We start from the raw sequence: 16121 nt of genomic DNA, 5'->3' as shown, positions 1-16121 counted from the left end.
ATCGTTCTAACCTATGGTTTTCTCGAGCATGCCCAGCCAGTTGCGATAGGCGATCTTTTCGATCAGCGCGCGGCCGAAGCCACGCGCCGCCAAGGCATCGATCAGCTTCGGCAGGCCGGCAACGTCGCCGATGACGGCCGGGATCATGGCGCCGTCGAAATCGGAGCCGAGGCCGACGCCGTCTTCACCCAAAGCCTGCAGCAGCGAATCGACATGGCGCACCATGATGTCGAGGCTGGTGTCGGCATTCATGCGGCCGTCCTCGCGCAGGAAGCCGGTGGCGAAATTCAGCCCGACCATGCCGCCGGACTCGCGGATCGCGCCGAGCTGCCAGTCGGTGAGGTTGCGTGAATGGCCGCAGATCGCATGCACGTTGGAGTGGGTGGCGACCAGCGGCGCATCGCTGAGCGCGGCAACGTCGCGAAAACCCTTCTCGTTGAGATGCGAGAGGTCGATCATGATCTTCAGCTGGTTGCAGGCCTTGACCAGCGCCTTGCCCGCATCGGTCAGGCCAGGCCCGGTGTCGGGCGAGGACGGAAAGCGGAACGGCACGCCGTGGCCGAAAGCATTAGGCCGGCTCCAGACGATGCCGAGCGAGCGCAGGCCGGCGGCATGCAGCACGTCGAGCATGGTGAGTTCGGGATCGATCGCCTCGACCCCTTCTATATGGAACACCGCCGCGATCGAACCCTGCGCCATGGCGTTGCGCACATCGCCGGCACTGCGGCAGACGGTGAGCGCTCCGGCCCGTTCCAGCCTAAACAGGATCGAGGCCATCGCGATCGTCGAGGTCAGCGCGTCATTGCGCGGGACCTCGGGCGGCAGCGGCTCGGCAGCGCTCGGCGCCAAGGGCACGGCGCTGCGCCTGGATTTCTCGACTGGCGGCGGGAAGATGGCGAACATGCCGCCGGCAAAGCCACCGGCTTTGGCACGCGGCAGGTCGATATGGCCGCCCGATTTCCCCTCGATGAACAGCTTTTCGACGTCCGTGTCTTTTGACTGGTAGAGTCTGAGCAACGTATCGTTGTGGCCGTCGAAGACGGGAACGAGGTCGGTTTCGGTCATAGGGGGATCATTCGGTTCGTTTGTCGGCAAGGGGCTGAGATATATCATATCTACTTAGGCAGGATGCGCCACCCGCGCAAATGCCAAAGCCACCCCGATGGGGTGGCAGCCGCTTGCCGCGCCGTTTCCGAGCGACGAAATCCTACTGCTTCAGCACGTCGGCCCATTCCTGATGGCGGCGGAACTGGGCGTTGGCGAAGGGACAGAGCGGGATGATTTTCTTGCCCGCCGCGCGCGCATCCTCGACGGCGCGGGTGACGAGCCGGAGCCCGGCACCCTGGCCACGAAATGCGTCCGGCACTTCGGTGTGGTCGATGATGATCTGGTGTTCGCCGATCTTGGTGAAGGTCATCTCGGCCTCGGCACCGCCGGGTCCGCGCAGGACATAGCGACCCTTGGAACCGCGATCCTCAAGTTCGATCTCAGGCAGTTGGTCAGGCATCGCTATACTCCCTGGCTGACACCGGCAAAGAAAAGTCGCGCCGCTTCGATCTCGTTTGGCCGCACCTCGTGCCCGCCTTCATGCCATTCCACTGTGACATCGGCACCGTCGGCACGCAAATAGGCTTCGAGCCGCGTGGTCAGGTTCGGCGGGCAGATCGGATCGCGCTTGCCGGCGGTCAGCAGAATATGGCGGCCGGCGAGGCTGCCCTTCACCTGCGGTTCGAATGGGATCAGCGGATGCATCAGCACCGCAGCGTCGAACAGCAGCGGTGCCGCAAACACCACCGAGGCCAGGACGTTGGCGCCATTGGAGTAGCCAAGGCCCAGCACGGATGACGGCTTTGCCGCCCCGACATGGGCCGCCTCGACATGGGCCTTGAGGAAGCCCGCCATCTTGTCCGTCGCCCGTGCCAGATCGTCCATGTCGTAGACGCCCTCGCCGGTGCGGCGAAAGAAGCGCGCAGCACCCTGTTCCGACACATCGCCGCGCGGCGAGATGATGGTTGCCTGGGGCGCGAGATCGCGCCCCAGCGACAGAAGCTGGTTCTCATCGGCTCCCGTGCCATGGAAGACGAACAGCAGCGGACCGCCCGGCGAACCGGGCAGCAGCTTGTGGATGTAAGCGTCCTTGCTCATGGCCTCAGCCTTCCAGCTTCTGCAGGTGTTGTTCGAGATAGGGCCGCAGGTGCTGGTGCTGCGTCGGCAGCTTCAGCGCCTCGCCGAGATGAGCGGTGTCCTCATCGCGATCGAAACCCGGCTCGTTGGTGGCGACTTCGAACAGCACGCCACCCGGCGTGCGGAAATAGATCGCCCAGAAATAGTCGCGGTCGATCACCGGCGTCACGCCATAGCCGGTATCCATCAACGCCTTACGCACTTCGAGCTGCTTGGCGCGATTCTCGACGGCGAAAGCGACGTGATGGACGGAGCCGGCGCCGAGATCGGCGAAGGCAGCAGCCGGCAGCGATTCGATGTCGACGACATCGGCGCCGTTGCCATTCTTCAGCGCCAGCCGCCTGACGTTGCCGGACTTGTCGACTTCCTCATAGCCCATGAACTTCAGCAGCTCCTCAGTGGCGCCACCGTCCTTCAGCCGGAGCGACACCGAGTGGAAGCCTCGGATCGCCTCATCAGTGGGAACACCGCCTTTCGCCCATGGCGCTCTGCTGTCAGCCTTGCCCTCGACCAGCGCGAAACCGTCGCCATCGGGACCGGCAAAGGCCAGACGCTTCTCGCCGAAGCTCTCCTCGCGGGAAACACCGATGACGCCCTCATCGGCAAAACGCTTCTCCCAGTAGGCGAGCGTGCCTTCCGGCACCGAGTAGACCGTCGTGCCGACTTCGCCGACGCCATGCCGGCCCTTGCCGATGTCGGGGAACGGGAAATAGGTCATAACCGAACCGGGCGTTCCGGCCTCGTCGCCGTAGTAGAGGTGGTAAACATCAGGCGCATCGAAATTGACGGTCTTCTTGACCCGGCGCTGGCCGAGCTTCTTGGTGAAGAACTCATTGTTCTGGCGGGCATCCCTGGCCATCGATGTGACGTGATGCAGCCCTTTGATCTGGTCGAGCATTGTCTTGCTCCTTCCCTTGGTGCTTGTGCGGCCCTCGCCGCTGTCCACGCCAATATGAGGACGCGACCGCTCCAGGCAAAGGCGGCAAACACAGAATGGACTGTGCTGCAAAAGTGAACACTGGAAAGCAGTTTGTTCACCAATTGACTCACATGACAGGCTTGCGCCGGCGCCAGAATTCGGTTCCATGAGCGGCGTTCGACCATCCTGGGACAGAGTATCGCGCGTGATTGGAAAAGCCAGGCGGCCTAACATTCTGCTGATCACATGCGACCAGTGGCGCGGAGACTGTCTGTCGTCCGCGGGCCATCCGGTTGTGAAGACGCCGAATGCCGACGCGCTGGCCGCCGAGGGTGTGTTGTTCAAGCGGCATTATGGCGGTGCGGCGCCCTGCTCGCCGGCCCGCGCCTGCCTCTACACTGGCCTCTACCAGATGAACAACCGCGTCTGCCGCAATGGCACGCCACTCGATGCCCGCCACGGCAACATCGCGCTGCACGCGCGCGCCCTCGGCTATGATCCGACGCTGTTCGGCTACACCGACGTCTCGCTCGACCCACGCCTGCTGGCGCCAGGCGACCCGCGCCTGCAGAGCTATGAGGGTGTGCTGCCGGGCTTTACGGTGCGCCAGTTGCTGCCCGAACATCAGAAACAGTGGCTGTCCTGGCTGAAGCAGCGGGGTATCGATATCAGCGCCGGATCTCCCGACATCCATCGACCGGTGAACAGCGACAAGGCCGGCACTGTCAGCAACGCACCGCCCGTCTATTCCAGCGACGAAACTCCAGCCGCCTTCCTGACAGGCGAATTCACGCGCTGGCTTGGCGAGCAGGACGACGCCGTACCGTGGTTCGCACATCTTTCCTTCATCAGCCCGCACCCGCCCTTTATTGTGCCGGAACCCTACAACACGATGTATCAACCTGCCGACGGCCCGGCCTTCCGACGCGTGGCAAGCTGGCAGGAAGAGGCGCAGAGCCATCCCTACCTCGCCTATGACATTGGCCAACAGAAGCAGGCCAAGTTCCGTCCCGACGCCCGTGGCACGGTACATGACTGGAGCGATGACGATTTCCGCCGCATCCGGGCGATCTATTACGGCATGATCTCCGAGGTCGACGCGCAGCTCGGCCGCGTCTGGCAAGCGGTCAAGGCCGCGGGCGCGTGGGACGACACCATCATCGTGCTGACGTCAGATCACGCCGAGATGATGGGCGACCATTTCATGCTGGGCAAGGGCGGCTACTTCGACGGCAGCTACCACATTCCGCTGATCATCCGCGATCCGCGCCACGGCCAGGCGGCCGGCGGGAGCATCGATCGCTTCACCGAAGCGGTGGACATTGCGCCGACGCTTCTCGACCTGCTTGGCGAAGACCCCGCACCACATCTCGATGGTTATTCGCTGGAGCCGTTCCTGAACGGCCGGAGCCCTGCAGCCTGGCGCGATGCCGCGCATTGGGAGTTCGATTTCCGCTCGATTGCTGAAGGCGAAGCCGAACACCATTTCGGCATCACCTCACGCCAATGCAACCTCGCCGTCATCCGCACGGAAAAATTCAAATATGTGCATTTCGGCGGCAACCTGCCGCCACTGCTGTTCGACCTGGAAACAGATCCGGGTGAATTGAACAACCTGGCCAAGCACCCAGCTTATCTGGCCGTGCGGCTGGAGTTCGCCGAACGGCTTCTCGCCTGGCGGGCTGAGCATCTTGACCAGTCGCTAGCGCTGGCTGAACTTACGGAGCACGGCGTTGTCGGCCACGTGGCTGGGCCAGCAAGGGAATAGGGCAGTAGGGAAATCAAACCGGTAAGACGACCGTCCAACCCTACTGCCCTACTTTCCTACTTCACAATCAAGCGCTGCTGGTCCCGCTTCTCGGCATAACTGCCCTTGTCATAGGCGGTTTGAGCCTCGAGCTGTTCCTTGGTGAAGGTCGTGTACAGGTACTTCTTGCCGTCCTTGTCGGTCATGAATTTGAGATTATCCACGCCGACCGCGACTTCCTTTTCGCCGATGCCGAGGAAACCGCCGACATCGACGATCACCGCGTCGGCCTTGTTGTCGGGCGCGAGCACGACATCGCCGATTTCGCCGACCTTGGCGTCGTCGGCGCCGTAGACAGTGGTGCCCTTCAGATCGTCGGCACGGATCTCGCCAACCGGCATTTCCGTCAGCGTCGACTTGTCGATAGCTGCCGTCTGCGTCTGGTCGGGAGCCGAGGCATCAGGGGTCGTCACTGCCGGAGCCACGGCCGTCTTGTCCGCGGGAGCGGCAGCAGGAGCCGTAGCGTCGGACGGCACAGCGGCCGGGGCGGTGGCAGCCGGTTCATTGGATGCCGTTGTCGCGGGTACCGGATCATAGGTCTTGCGGTTGAAATCCGGCTGCGCCTGCAGCTCTTCCTTGGTGGTCTGGGCCACCAGCCAGCGGTCGCCATTCTTCTCGGCCCACTGCGCCTTGGAGAAATCATAGGTGACATTCTTGGCCCCGAGGCCAAGGAAACCGCCGACGCCGATGACCAGCGACTCGGCCTTGCCTTCCCTGGTCAGAACGATGTCGTTGACGCTGCCGATGTTCTGCGCGTCATCACCGGTGCCGTTGTAGACGGTTTCGCCGATGATGTTGGTGGCAAGGTTGCCGTCAGCCCGCTTCACCGGTTCCGCCGAAGCGGCGTTCAGGTCGACAGGCTTCTGCACCGTATCCGTCGTCGCGGGTGCCGCCGGCGCTGCTGCGTCAGTCGATGCGGCAGGTGCCGGGACCGGGCCATAAGCCTTGCTGTCGAACTCCGGATGCGCCGTCAGCTCGTCCTTGGTCGTCTTGGCGACCAGCCAGCGATCGCCGTTCTTCTCGGCCCATTGCAGCTTGTCATAGTCGAAAGCGACATTCTTCGCTCCGACACCCAGAAAGCCGCCGACGCCGATGACGACGGATTTCGCCTGGCCATCCTTGTCGAAGACGACGTCGCTGACCTTGCCGATGTTCTCGGCATCATCGCCAGTGCCGTTATAGACGGATTCACCGATGATGTTGGTGACGATGCTGCCCTCGGCGCGCGACACCGGAGCTGCGGCGGGCTCCTGCACGGCAGGGGCATCCGCAGGTGCTGGGGTTGTCGCGCTCTGCGCATAAGCGCCGGTCGCGATCAGTGTTGCGAGTGCGGTCGTGGCTAAAAGATTGCGGATCATGATAGTCTCTCCTGGTGCGTGATCTTCATGCACGCCGCGCCCGGTTGAACCGTCGCTGGGGAGATCGGACGCGGCATCTACACGTTCACAACGTCGTGACCATGCTGTTGTTCCGACAAAAAGCCCTGCGGATCTCAAGACGAAAACACGGGATGGTTGATCGTTCGGATTAACGACGCCGCTTGCCAACGGAACCTTTCTACCGCCGCCGCGTTTCAGCCTCCGGCTGGGCGCGTCCCGGCCTGTTTTTGGCTGACACAGTGGAGTGGGGCATGAAATTCGCAGCGGTGCTGAACCGGGACGGCGGCACCTTGCGGACGATTGACCTTGCCGCTTTCTCCGACAAGATGCACCAGGCGCTGGAGACGGCAGGTCACTCTCTCAGCATCCAGATTGTCGCCGGCAAGGATGTCGTGGAAACGCTCGACAGCGTGGCTTCACGCCGCTCCGTCGACGTCGTGCTGGCCGGCGGCGGCGACGGGACAATTTCTGCCGCGGCCGCCCGGCTGATGGGGACGAAGAAGGCGCTTGCCATATTGCCGGCCGGCACCATGAACCTGTTCGCGCGCGGGCTGGGCATTCCGCAGTCCCTGGATGCCGCGCTGAAATCCTTCACTGATGGCGAAATCATCGCGGTTGACATGGCGACCGCCAACGGCCGGCCGTTCGTTCACCAGTTCTCGATCGGCATGCATGCCAAGATGGTGCAGCTGCGCCAGAAGATGGAGTTTGGTTCTCGCCTGGGAAAGATCCGTGCCTCGGCCAGGGCGGCTTGGGCGACGATCAACAATCCACCGGCGATGAACGTGACGCTCAGCATCGGCGAAGCCGAGATGGCGGCCCGCATCACCGGCATCGGCATCACCAACAATTTGTTCGGCGAAGGCCATTTGCCTTACGCCGACAACCCGGTGGGCGGCGTGCTTGGCGTCTATGTCACGGTGGCGCAGCAGCGCGCGGAACTGGTCAAGTTCTTCTTCAACGTGGCGCGCGGCAAATGGCGCGACAACGAACATGTCGAAATCCATCAGGCGGGTAGGACGGTCCTGAAAATCCACTCGGGGAGCCGGAAGTTTCGCGCCGTGATGGACGGAGAACTGGTCAGGCTTGAGCGTGAAACGACGATCGAAATCCAGCCGGGCGCGCTCAATGTCCTGGTGCCGGCCAGCGTCGCCGAGGCAAAGGCTGCCTGATGCGTTTCGAACCCATTGCCGCCGACAAGCTAGCCGCTGGGAACACTGCCCTGTTGGGTCGTGTCCTTCTTGATCAATTCGCCATAAATCTCGGCCGCCCCCCAAGCGACAAAGGCCAGCAGCAACGCAGCGATCAGAATGCGCAGACCATGCCGGCCCCAGCGCCCCTGACGGGCTTTGTCCTCAGGAATGATCTTGATCATGGTCGGCCCTCGGATCGGTTTGCGCCAGTTGCGCGTCCGGCAAAACAACATGGTCGGGTAACGGTTCCTCGCTAGGATGGTTCCGGCCGGCCGGCTGGTTCTGGATCGACAGACCGGCGAAGCGACGACGAAGACCAAGACTGGGCAACGGGGACCTGGGTGAATAACAAGGCGGAAAGAGTGCCGGATCTGCCGGCTGACGTTGCGCTGGCGGTCAGTGCCGAAGACCGGCTGGCCGTGCTGCACGGGCTGGAGATGCTGGATACGGCGGCCGACCCGGATTTCGACCGGATCAGCAGCCTTGCCGCGGCGGTGATGCAGGCGCCTATAGCCTTGGTCACGCTGGTCGACCACGAGCGGCAGTGGTTCAAATCCTGCTTCGGCCTGGACCAGACCGAAACCGCGACCGACATCTCCTTTTGCGCTCATGCGATTGCCGCCGGCGAAGAGCCGATGGTGGTGGCGGATGCAACGACGGACCCACGTTTCAAGGCCAACCCACTGGTCACCGGCAAGCATCATGTCCGCTTCTATGCCGGCGCGCCGATGGTCGTGGCAGGTGCCCGCATCGGCACACTCTGCGTGCTCGACCGCAAGCCGCATGCCTTTCCATCCCGTGCCGAGCTCGACCAGTTGAAGGCGCTCGCCGGCCTCGCCGCCAGCCTGTTCACCTTGAAGGACGCGACCCGCAGCGGCGCCATCGCCGAGGCCGCACTGGCGCGTGAGGAAAAACGGCGCGCCATCGCGCTCGATGCGGCGTCGCTCGCCAGCTGGGCGTGGGACATCCGCACCGACATCATCGAATGCGACACCTTGCTGGCGGAGCTGTTCAACCTGCCGCACTCGAACCGGTTGCGGGCGCGCGACATCCTCACCGCCATCGATCCGCGCGACGTCTACCAGACCGAAACCCGCTTTCGCGACGCCTTGACCGGCAGCGACGACTATTTCGGCGAATACCGGGTGAAGGGCTTTCATCCGCCGCGCTGGCTCGCCACGCGCGGCCGTGTCATCGAGCGTGACGGCGACGGCAAGCCGACGCTGATCTTCGGCGTCAACTACGACATCTCAGAGCGCAAGCTAGGCGACGAACGGCAACGGCTGCTGCTGCGTGAGCTCAACCATCGCGTCAAGAATACGCTGGCGACCGTCCAGGCGCTGGCGACGCAGACCGTGCGCCATGCCCGCCAGCCGAGCCAGTTCCTCGAGGCCTTCGGCGCGCGGCTTCAGGCCCTGGGCATCGCCCACAATCTGTTGTCGGACCGCGAGTGGCGCGGCATCGGCATCCGCGAACTCGTCCAGATTGAGGTCAGGCCATTCGAAACGGCCGAGCAGCCGCGCATGACGATCTCCGGCGACGACTTGCTGCTGTCGCCCGACCAGGCCGTCGGGCTTGGCCTGATCCTGCATGAACTGGGCCAGCAATGCACTGCAATATGGATCGCTGTCGGTGGTATCAGGCAAGGTTGATCTCGGCTGGAAGACGCAAGGCAGGAAGGGTGCCCGGCGCCTTGTGCTGACCTGGCGCGAAAGCGGCGGCCCGCAGGTCACCCCGCCGGAACGGCACGGCTTCGGCTCGATCCTCATCCGCCGCAGCCTTGCCAAGGTCATTTCAAGCGAAGTGACCCATGAGTTCCGGCCGGAAGGGGTGTTTGCCGAAATATCGATGCCGCTGGAAGATCTGTCGAAGTGATCGGCCATGAAACACAGTTCTATTTCCGGTCGCTCTCATCCGGATCGTCGGATTTCACATTCTCGCGGTAGATCGCGTAAGCCGCGAGCGCCAAGGCCGGACCCAGAATGACGCCGAGACCGCCTTTTCCCTTGAGCAAGGTCGGCAGCACGGCGAGTGCGGCGGTGATGCCGATCGCCTTCATGTCGGCATTGCGGCGTTGCGCCCGACGCCGGGCGCGCGAGCCTGCGGATATCTGGTAAATCAGCAGGATCAGCCCGGCAAGCACCAGGAAACCGGCGCCAAAGCCCAGTGCGGCGGCAAGCGACCCGTAGCGCACCGCCGCCCAGATATAGGCTGCGCCGACCAGAAAGCCGAGACCACACAGCGCTGCCGACAGGGCGAGCCCATAAACGATTGCCGCCGTGCGCGCCCGGCGCATGGCGGCAACGGTTTCGCCCGAGGCGAGACCCGAAATCAGGGATGCGAGCATTCCCATCTGCAATGCGACTAGCGACGTGCGATGAGCGCGAAGAGGAAGCCGACGCCGGCAGCGATCGCCAGTGACGTCACCGGCTTTTCACGCACGCTTGCCATCATCTGCGCTTCGATGTCCTTGGCGTTGCTGCGCAGACTGTCGAAGGCTGCTTCGCCCTGCGCGCGCAGCTGCTCGACCCCTTCCGTGGCCGCGCGACGGGCAGTGCCATAGCCGTGCTCGCCGGTCTTGGCCAATTGCTTGGTGAGCTTGTCGATGTCGGCCTTCAATTGCCTGATGTCGGCTTCCAGGTCCGAATTTGCGCGGGCGTCGTTTGCGGTCTTTCCTGCGGCAGTTGCCATGGCTTAACTCCTTGTGATTGCTCGATTTCAAACGCGCCGTGCGCCTCAAGGTTCCGGCATTGGGGACAAAGTAGCCGAAAACGGATCCGCGCGCACCCGATCCGACGGCTCTGGCAAAAAGGCGCTTCGTCAAATCAGCGGCCGGCGCGCTTCGCCCAGCCCTTCCCATCCAGCCAGCCGCTTGAGTCCTTCGATGTCGGTGACCTCGCAACCGCCGTCGCGCCAGACGATCAGCTTGCGATCCATCAGCTTGCGGATCGTCTTGTTTGTATGAACCAGCGACAGGCCGAGGGTGTCGGCGATGTGTTGTTGCGTGATCGGTATCTGGATGGACTGTTTGCCGTTCAACCCGACGACCTTGGCCCGGCTGGCGATGAAGGCGATAAGATAGGCGGCGCGCTCAATCGCGCTGCGCCGCCCGAGGCTGAGCAGATTTTCATCCAGCATGCGCTCTTCGCGCGATGCGATCCAGGTGATGTCGTAGGCGAGCCCTGGATGATTGCGGTAGAGCTCGTGCAGATACTCACGCTCGAAAACGCACAGTAGCATCGGCGACAGGGCCTCGACGGAATGCTGCATCTCGCCCATCACACTGCCCTGCAGGCCGATCAGATCGCCGGGCATGAGATAGTTGAGGATCTGGCGGCGGCCGTCTCGCAACAGCTTGTAGCGGAACGCCCAGCCGGAGAGAACGGTGTAGAGATGGGCGCTGTGGCTACCCTCGACCAACACGGTAGCCCCCTTGTCGACGGCGAGTTCGCCCTTCTTGAATGTACTGATGAAGGCCAGCTCCTGTTTTTCGAAGTCGCGAAAAATCGGCAACGGCCGCAACGGGCAGTTCTCGCAAGGATATTGACGGCTGGAGAAGGCGCGACTGTTCTGGGCTGACATTTCGACCCCTCTTCGAAAGCCCGCTCTTTGGAAGAGCTGCATTTCAACGCGTTTCAAGGATTGAGGTTCCGCCACCGGCCACATGTCTTTTTTAAATGACAGCACGCCAATTAGCGATCATGACTCCATGCGTTTCAAGGAGTCGTTGCCTGTGCCCACATTGCTTGACGGATTGCGGATTCTCGTCCTGGAGGACGAATTTCTCATCGCCATGGATGTCGAGCAGCTTTGCCGTGATCATGGCGCCGGTGAGGTGGTCATCGCCCGCGATCTGACCGAGGTCGATGGCCGGGAGGTCGCGACGCAATTCGACGCAGCCATTGTCGACCTCATGCTAGGCGGCGCCTCGACACTCGATTTCGCCTCGGGGCTGCACGCGGCAGGCGTACCTTTCGTGTTTGCGTCAGGCTATTCGGATGCCGATGAAATCAAGGCATCCTTTCCGGGCGTCAGGCTGGTCGGCAAACCCTATTCGGGTGAAGACCTCGTGCAAGCGGTGGCGGCGGCCTGCGGACGCGCTTCTCCCGGTTGAGCGCGATCCCGATCTTTGCGGATCGCGCCTGGCGATCGCAAGTCAGCTGGCCTGAGAACCCGTTACCTGGGTCGAAATCGCATCCGGGCCATACTCGTCTTCGCCTGATATTTTCAGGATCTCCTGCAAGCGCGTGCGGGCTCGGCTGACGCGGCTCTTGATCGTCCCGACCGCGCAACCGCAAATCTCGGCGGCCTCCTCGTAGGAGAAACCCGACGCGCCAATGAGGATAATGGCTTCGCGCTGGTCCTCCGGCAATTGCTCCAGCGCCCCGCGAAAATCCTTCAGGTCGAGCTGACCATGCTGGGCCGGATGAACGGCAAGCCTAGCTGTCATGATGCCGTCGCTATCCTGCACTTCACGTCCACGCTTGCGCATCTGCGAATAGAATTCATTGCGCAGGATGGTGAAAAGCCATGCTTTGAGATTGGTGCCCGGCTGGAAGCTCTCGTGTTTGTCCCATGCCTTGACCAGCGTTTCCTGGACGAGGTCGTCGGCCTTGTCGGCGTTTTGCGTCAGCGACACCGCAAAGGCGCGCAGACTTGGGATTGCCCCAAGCAGATCTGTCTTGAAGCCTTGGGAGACCGCAGCCATGCCTCAGTCCTTCTTCTGTGCGGGTTCGGCCCGTTCCAGCTGGCTAAGCAACTGGGAAAAGCGATCCGGCACATCGTCGGAGATCAGCTCGTCGTAATATTGTTTGAGTTTGCGCCCGATTTCGGAGTTCGGCCCAAGGGCGTCACCGGAACCGTTCCGGCGCCTGCTCTCGGCGCCAGCCAGAATATCTTTCGTCATATCCTTCATTTCGCCCTTGTATTCCCAGCGCCCAAGCCGCTCACAATATTACTCAACACAACGCAAGCGACACCCTCGTCTGGTTGCCCATCCCGACCTCAAACGCCGTCCCCACGCATTAGTTCCATCAAGGCCGGAACTTTTTCTCAAGACCGGCGTTGTTTGACCGGGCTTGCAATCAGCTTGACCGGCAATCTATGCAATCACGTCATTCTGAGGGAGACGTCTTACCATGAGCTTATCCGCCACCATCGCGCCGAACCTGCCATTCCTGCGCCGCTTCTCGCGGGCCGTTTCCGGATCGCAGGAGAGTGGCGATGCGCTGGTCGCCGCGATGCTCGAAGCCATCATCGCCGATGTCGAAATCTTTCCTGAAGCATCGAGCGACCGCATCGCTCTGTATAAGGTTTTTGCCAAGCTGTTCACATCGGTGGCCATCCGCGTTCCCCAGGAGCACGCGCAATCAGCATGGGAACAGCGCGCCGCCGCCAATCTGAATGCAATCGCGCCGCGCCCGCGCCAGGCCTTCCTGCTCGTTGCCGTCGAAGGCTTCAGCGAGGACGAGGCGGCCGAGATCCTCGATGTCGGCGACCAGGAGTTTTCCGAGTTGCTTGCCCAGGCAAGCAACGAGATATCCCGCCAGGTGGCAACCGACGTGCTGATCATCGAGGATGAACCGCTGATCGCCATGGATATAGAAGAAATGGTCGAGAGCCTCGGGCACCGCGTCGTCGGAACGGCGCGCACCCATGCCGAGGCGGTGATGATGTTCGGCAAGACACGGCCGAAGATGGTGCTGGCCGACATCCAGCTTGCCGACGGCAGTTCGGGCATTGAAGCCGTGAACGAGATCCTGTCGTCGACATCGGTGCCGGTCATCTTCATCACCGCCTTTCCCGAGCGTCTGTTGACTGGCGAGCGTCCCGAGCCGGCCTTCCTGGTCACCAAGCCGTTCAATCCCGACATGGTCAAGGCGCTGATCAGCCAGGCGCTGTTCTTCGACCGTCAGGCGAAAGCCGCGGCATAGGCTCGCAGCACTCCTGACAGCACGGCACGACATTGAAGGCCGCTCGATGCGATACATCGGGCGGCCTTTTCGCAAGCCGGAACCGTCGTCGGCGAAATTCCCGCGCCTCCTGCTCCGAACGATTTGCAAGCATCGCCTTTTTCGGCAAAGGGTGGAACAAACCGCATCTACCCACGTTTTCATCACACCATTCGAAGGAGATGGATCATGCTTTACTGGGCGCTCGTATTTCTCGTCGTGGCGATCATCGCCGGCGCGCTTGGTTTCGGCGGCATCGCCGGTACGTCTGCCGGCATCGCGCAGATATTGTTTTTCATCTTCCTCGCTTTCTTGGTCATTTCGCTTCTCGCGGGCCTGTTCAAACGGGCATCGTGAGGACGAACGGCGACCGAACACTGGAAGCCGCACCCCTCAAACGGTTTCCAGCCACCGCCGGGCGGTATCCTGCAAAGGGCACCGTCCGGCGGACCGTTTTTTAGCGGCTGATTTTCGGGAAACCTCTTTTGGAACCCATTCAATCGTGAGCCGTTCAGCCTGAGTTGGGTGGACAGATTGGCCGATGCGTTCCAGAACCGGAGATAGGAAGGACGACGTGCAAAGCGATGAGGTCATCGCCCTGCATCCTGCCGAAAGCGGCATGCAGCTTGGCCGAGCTCTCCTTCATGCGTTGCACAATGCCGGTATTTCCGTTCTCTATCAGGATCGCGAGATGAAAACCGTATGGGCGCGCAACATGCGCGCGCCCTGGGTTTCCGACACCGCCGACAGCAACGGTATCCTGCCGGTGGCGCAGGCCGACCGCATCGGCGCGGCCAAGCGCGACGTCGTCGCATCCGGCAACCCACAACGTCTCGAGATCAGCGTTCCCGTCGAGGATGGCATCCGCTGGTTTCAAGTCTGGATCGATGCCGACCACGGCGATGGCGGCACGGTGCAAGGCGTCGTCACCACGATGGTCGAAACGACCGAACAGAAACGCCGTGAGCAGACGCTAACGACGCTGCTGCGCGAAGTCAGTCATCGCTCGAAGAACCTGCTGGCGATCATTCAAAGCATAGCCACCCAGACCGGGCGCTACTCCGACGGCATCGGTGATTTCCTGACACGCTTTCGCGGCCGGCTGCAGTCGTTGGCTTCGTCCCAGGATCTCGTCACCTCTTCCAACTGGCGAGGTGCCGCACTTCGCGAACTGGTATCGGGGCAGGTCGGCCGCTACGGCGGGGATCCGGTTCGCAGCCTGCGTTTTCAGGGAGCAAACCCCTATCTCAATCCGAACGCCGCCCTGCACATCGGCCTTGCCATGCATGAACTCGCCGTCAACTCGGTGAGTTATGGCGCGCTGTCACGGCCCGATGGATTCGTCGAGGTTACAGCCAACCTGACCGCCGACGACAACGGGACCTCCCTGTCGCTGACGTGGGCCGAAGCGATCGGAGCCAATGACAACAGGCGCAGCGAGAAGCGCTTTGGCAGTGTCGCGCTCGAACGGGTCGTGCCGGCATCGCTGAATGGCACGGCGACGCTTGAAATCGCGGCTGGTCGCCTCGAGTACCGCCTTGTCGTTCCACACGGCAATTTCGAGACGGATTGAGCGACCCGCATCTGCGCCAGGTCCTTAACCAGCTGTTCACCATAAAAGCCGATGCTGTATTTCCCAGATACCGCTGGAACCTGTTGCACCGTCGGACATTTCCGCAGCAGGACTTGCAGCATGGTGCGGGAGGAATGCCTTGACGGTTGCCGACATGAACAGACTGGAACAGGCCGCTCGGATCTCCATGGGCGCGTTTGAAGACTCCGAGACATCCGCGCCGCCGCTGCCTCCTGTTCCTCACGCTTCCTTGCGCCTTGTCGCTCTGGCTCTAACCGCGCTTGTCGTCGCGGTCGTCCTCTTCCAGCTGGCTTACTGACCTCCGCGCGCTGCGGCCCTCCGATCACTCCATGTTAATTCGCTGGTAGGTCTTGCAGTGCAGGAACTTTGCGGAATGTGGACCGTTACTGTGGCGAGAGGACGTTTTCGCCATGGAACACATCGCCGCATTGCTGCTGGTCATCGGCTGCTCAAACACGATGGCCGATTGCCGTGAGCTTCAGGTCCCTGTCAGTGTTTTCGAAACCGCCGACCAATGTGTCGCCGAACGGCCATTCGCCATGGGTGACGTGCAGGGGCAAGCCCAGCACATCGTCGCCAAGTGCCTTGCGGTCGACCCGGGGCTAGAAGATGACTACGATCAGGTCGTGTGGAAGGTTGGTCGGGACGGCAGTCTTGACGCATCGTTGGAAATCTCAAATATCATGGTTGCGTCGAACATGACGCGTCCCGAAAAAGACTATCTTAGCCAACAATAAATTCAGGCGGGCAAAGGGCGCCATTTCATGCTAAATGGCGGTCGGAGCTTATTTAAAGTGAGGACAAAAAGTGAGGAGTGACTCTATGCGGAAGATACTTATTGCCATGGTTGCTGTGGTCGCGGTCAGCGGCTGCACCTCGACGGAGCAGGACGTGGTTGGCGGCGGCTTGATCGGCGCTGGTGTCGGCGGCCTGGTCGGCGGCGGCAAGGGCGCGCTGATCGGCGCGGCAGTTGGTGCCGGTTCCGGCCTGCTGGTGCGCAACCTGCGCAATGGCTATTGCCAGTATCGCGATCATCGCGGCCGGATCTACACGGCGCGCTGCAACTAGTTCGGCGATAATTGAAACGATCCGGA

The 16121-nt window shown here is 62.1% G+C and carries 20 protein-coding genes and 1 pseudogene; 10 read left to right on the top strand and 11 right to left on the bottom strand.

The features are described 5' to 3' along the window. Positions 1-6: 6 nt before the first annotated feature. The 4 genes from ACZ89F_RS35505 to ACZ89F_RS35490 form a co-directional block, all read right to left on the bottom strand. Entirely contained in the window at positions 7-1065 is a 1059-nt protein-coding gene (locus ACZ89F_RS35505) for a dipeptidase (protein ID WP_476096863.1), read from the bottom strand. A 142-nt stretch (positions 1066-1207) separates the two neighbouring features. Then, positions 1208-1507, bottom strand: a complete 300-nt coding sequence (locus tag ACZ89F_RS35500) for a GNAT family N-acetyltransferase (protein ID WP_056587365.1) — start codon at positions 1505-1507, stop codon at positions 1208-1210. 2 nt (positions 1508-1509) lie between these two features. Continuing rightward, complete coding sequence (locus ACZ89F_RS35495) at positions 1510-2145, bottom strand: alpha/beta hydrolase (protein ID WP_476096862.1); 636 nt, start codon at positions 2143-2145, stop codon at positions 1510-1512. Between the two features lie 4 nt (positions 2146-2149). Continuing rightward, the gene (locus ACZ89F_RS35490; RefSeq protein ID WP_476096860.1) at positions 2150-3082 is read right to left on the bottom strand and encodes a VOC family protein; all 933 of its coding nucleotides are present in this window, start codon (positions 3080-3082) and stop codon (positions 2150-2152) included. 187 nt (positions 3083-3269) lie between these two features. Here ACZ89F_RS35490 and ACZ89F_RS35485 point away from each other — a divergent pair, with 187 nt between their 5' ends. Continuing rightward, positions 3270-4871 carry an alkaline phosphatase family protein gene (locus ACZ89F_RS35485; RefSeq protein ID WP_476096858.1) on the top strand — a complete coding sequence of 534 codons (1602 nt, stop codon included), beginning with the start codon at positions 3270-3272 and terminating at the stop codon, positions 4869-4871. 56 nt (positions 4872-4927) lie between these two features. Here the strand turns inward: ACZ89F_RS35485 and ACZ89F_RS35480 are convergent, their stop codons facing one another. Then, a complete protein-coding gene (locus ACZ89F_RS35480; protein WP_476096857.1) occupies positions 4928-6268 on the bottom strand; it encodes a PRC-barrel domain-containing protein in 1341 nt (446 codons plus the stop codon). A 272-nt stretch (positions 6269-6540) separates the two neighbouring features. Between ACZ89F_RS35480 and ACZ89F_RS35475 the strand changes: the two genes are divergently transcribed. Further along, complete coding sequence (locus ACZ89F_RS35475) at positions 6541-7461, top strand: diacylglycerol/lipid kinase family protein (protein ID WP_476096855.1); 921 nt, start codon at positions 6541-6543, stop codon at positions 7459-7461. 29 nt (positions 7462-7490) lie between these two features. Here ACZ89F_RS35475 and ACZ89F_RS35470 read toward each other — a convergent pair whose 3' ends face one another. Next, positions 7491-7664, bottom strand: a complete 174-nt coding sequence (locus ACZ89F_RS35470) for a hypothetical protein (protein ID WP_476096854.1) — start codon at positions 7662-7664, stop codon at positions 7491-7493. A gap of 180 nt (positions 7665-7844) precedes the next feature. Here ACZ89F_RS35470 and ACZ89F_RS35465 point away from each other — a divergent pair. After that, positions 7845-9357: pseudogene (locus ACZ89F_RS35465) on the top strand (sensor histidine kinase). Positions 9358-9376: 19 nt separating this feature from the next. Here the strand turns inward: ACZ89F_RS35465 and ACZ89F_RS35460 are convergent. The 3 genes from ACZ89F_RS35460 to ACZ89F_RS35450 all read right to left on the bottom strand — a co-directional run bounded on the left by ACZ89F_RS35460 (position 9377) and on the right by ACZ89F_RS35450 (position 11064). Continuing rightward, complete coding sequence (locus tag ACZ89F_RS35460) at positions 9377-9835, bottom strand: hypothetical protein (RefSeq protein ID WP_476096852.1); 459 nt, start codon at positions 9833-9835, stop codon at positions 9377-9379. Between the two features lie 11 nt (positions 9836-9846). Further along, positions 9847-10173 carry an ElaB/YgaM/YqjD family protein gene (locus ACZ89F_RS35455; protein WP_476096851.1) on the bottom strand — a complete coding sequence of 109 codons (327 nt, stop codon included), beginning with the start codon at positions 10171-10173 and terminating at the stop codon, positions 9847-9849. Positions 10174-10302: 129 nt separating this feature from the next. Next, positions 10303-11064: a Crp/Fnr family transcriptional regulator gene (locus ACZ89F_RS35450; protein ID WP_056587389.1), complete on the bottom strand. Its 762-nt coding sequence runs from the start codon at positions 11062-11064 to the stop codon at positions 10303-10305. Positions 11065-11191: 127 nt separating this feature from the next. On the opposite strand from ACZ89F_RS35450, the gene ACZ89F_RS35445 reads away from it, so the two are divergent. Beyond that, positions 11192-11596, top strand: a complete 405-nt coding sequence (locus ACZ89F_RS35445; protein WP_476096849.1) for a response regulator — start codon at positions 11192-11194, stop codon at positions 11594-11596. 42 nt (positions 11597-11638) lie between these two features. On the opposite strand, the gene ACZ89F_RS35440 is transcribed toward ACZ89F_RS35445, so the two are convergent. After that, positions 11639-12190 carry a sigma-70 family RNA polymerase sigma factor gene (locus ACZ89F_RS35440; protein WP_476096847.1) on the bottom strand — a complete coding sequence of 184 codons (552 nt, stop codon included), beginning with the start codon at positions 12188-12190 and terminating at the stop codon, positions 11639-11641. A gap of 3 nt (positions 12191-12193) precedes the next feature. Beyond that, a complete protein-coding gene (locus ACZ89F_RS35435) occupies positions 12194-12397 on the bottom strand; it encodes a NepR family anti-sigma factor (protein ID WP_476096845.1) in 204 nt (67 codons plus the stop codon). Between the two features lie 223 nt (positions 12398-12620). Between ACZ89F_RS35435 and ACZ89F_RS35430 the strand changes: the two genes are divergently transcribed. From ACZ89F_RS35430 to ACZ89F_RS35405, 6 genes are all read left to right on the top strand, one after another. Continuing rightward, positions 12621-13415 (top strand): response regulator, encoded by a 795-nt coding sequence (locus ACZ89F_RS35430; RefSeq protein WP_136618858.1) that lies wholly within the window; start codon positions 12621-12623, stop codon positions 13413-13415. 207 nt (positions 13416-13622) lie between these two features. Beyond that, complete coding sequence (locus ACZ89F_RS35425) at positions 13623-13790, top strand: DUF1328 domain-containing protein (protein ID WP_013529282.1); 168 nt, start codon at positions 13623-13625, stop codon at positions 13788-13790. 184 nt (positions 13791-13974) lie between these two features. Then, complete coding sequence (locus ACZ89F_RS35420; RefSeq protein WP_476096844.1) at positions 13975-15006, top strand: sensor histidine kinase; 1032 nt, start codon at positions 13975-13977, stop codon at positions 15004-15006. Between the two features lie 139 nt (positions 15007-15145). Next, positions 15146-15325: a hypothetical protein gene (locus tag ACZ89F_RS35415; RefSeq protein ID WP_476096843.1), complete on the top strand. Its 180-nt coding sequence runs from the start codon at positions 15146-15148 to the stop codon at positions 15323-15325. A 112-nt stretch (positions 15326-15437) separates the two neighbouring features. Then, a complete protein-coding gene (locus ACZ89F_RS35410) occupies positions 15438-15764 on the top strand; it encodes a hypothetical protein (protein WP_476096842.1) in 327 nt (108 codons plus the stop codon). 85 nt (positions 15765-15849) lie between these two features. Further along, entirely contained in the window at positions 15850-16095 is a 246-nt protein-coding gene (locus ACZ89F_RS35405) for a YMGG-like glycine zipper-containing protein (RefSeq protein ID WP_015315393.1), read from the top strand. Positions 16096-16121: the final 26 nt, after the last annotated feature.

This window comes from Mesorhizobium sp. USDA 3734, from assembly GCF_056279665.1.
Note: the sequence above shows the minus strand (reverse complement) of the source record. Positions and strands in the feature narration are given on the sequence as shown.

Excerpts from the sequence above, each read along its gene's own strand:
- ACZ89F_RS35505 (WP_476096863.1), bottom strand. The coding sequence starts at position 1,065 with ATGACCGAAACCGACCTCGTTCCCGTCTTCGACGGCCACAACGATACG.
- ACZ89F_RS35500 (WP_056587365.1), bottom strand. The coding sequence starts at position 1,507 with ATGCCTGACCAACTGCCTGAGATCGAACTTGAGGATCGCGGTTCCAAG.
- ACZ89F_RS35495 (WP_476096862.1), bottom strand. The coding sequence starts at position 2,145 with ATGAGCAAGGACGCTTACATCCACAAGCTGCTGCCCGGTTCGCCGGGC.
- ACZ89F_RS35490 (WP_476096860.1), bottom strand. The coding sequence starts at position 3,082 with ATGCTCGACCAGATCAAAGGGCTGCATCACGTCACATCGATGGCCAGG.
- ACZ89F_RS35485 (WP_476096858.1), top strand. The coding sequence starts at position 3,270 with ATGAGCGGCGTTCGACCATCCTGGGACAGAGTATCGCGCGTGATTGGA.
- ACZ89F_RS35480 (WP_476096857.1), bottom strand. The coding sequence starts at position 6,268 with ATGATCCGCAATCTTTTAGCCACGACCGCACTCGCAACACTGATCGCG.
- ACZ89F_RS35475 (WP_476096855.1), top strand. The coding sequence starts at position 6,541 with ATGAAATTCGCAGCGGTGCTGAACCGGGACGGCGGCACCTTGCGGACG.
- ACZ89F_RS35470 (WP_476096854.1), bottom strand. The coding sequence starts at position 7,664 with ATGATCAAGATCATTCCTGAGGACAAAGCCCGTCAGGGGCGCTGGGGC.
- ACZ89F_RS35460 (WP_476096852.1), bottom strand. The coding sequence starts at position 9,835 with ATGGGAATGCTCGCATCCCTGATTTCGGGTCTCGCCTCGGGCGAAACC.
- ACZ89F_RS35455 (WP_476096851.1), bottom strand. The coding sequence starts at position 10,173 with ATGGCAACTGCCGCAGGAAAGACCGCAAACGACGCCCGCGCAAATTCG.
- ACZ89F_RS35450 (WP_056587389.1), bottom strand. The coding sequence starts at position 11,064 with ATGTCAGCCCAGAACAGTCGCGCCTTCTCCAGCCGTCAATATCCTTGC.
- ACZ89F_RS35445 (WP_476096849.1), top strand. The coding sequence starts at position 11,192 with ATGCGTTTCAAGGAGTCGTTGCCTGTGCCCACATTGCTTGACGGATTG.
- ACZ89F_RS35440 (WP_476096847.1), bottom strand. The coding sequence starts at position 12,190 with ATGGCTGCGGTCTCCCAAGGCTTCAAGACAGATCTGCTTGGGGCAATC.
- ACZ89F_RS35435 (WP_476096845.1), bottom strand. The coding sequence starts at position 12,397 with ATGAAGGATATGACGAAAGATATTCTGGCTGGCGCCGAGAGCAGGCGC.
- ACZ89F_RS35430 (WP_136618858.1), top strand. The coding sequence starts at position 12,621 with ATGAGCTTATCCGCCACCATCGCGCCGAACCTGCCATTCCTGCGCCGC.
- ACZ89F_RS35425 (WP_013529282.1), top strand. The coding sequence starts at position 13,623 with ATGCTTTACTGGGCGCTCGTATTTCTCGTCGTGGCGATCATCGCCGGC.
- ACZ89F_RS35420 (WP_476096844.1), top strand. The coding sequence starts at position 13,975 with ATGCGTTCCAGAACCGGAGATAGGAAGGACGACGTGCAAAGCGATGAG.
- ACZ89F_RS35410 (WP_476096842.1), top strand. The coding sequence starts at position 15,438 with ATGGAACACATCGCCGCATTGCTGCTGGTCATCGGCTGCTCAAACACG.
- ACZ89F_RS35405 (WP_015315393.1), top strand. The coding sequence starts at position 15,850 with ATGCGGAAGATACTTATTGCCATGGTTGCTGTGGTCGCGGTCAGCGGC.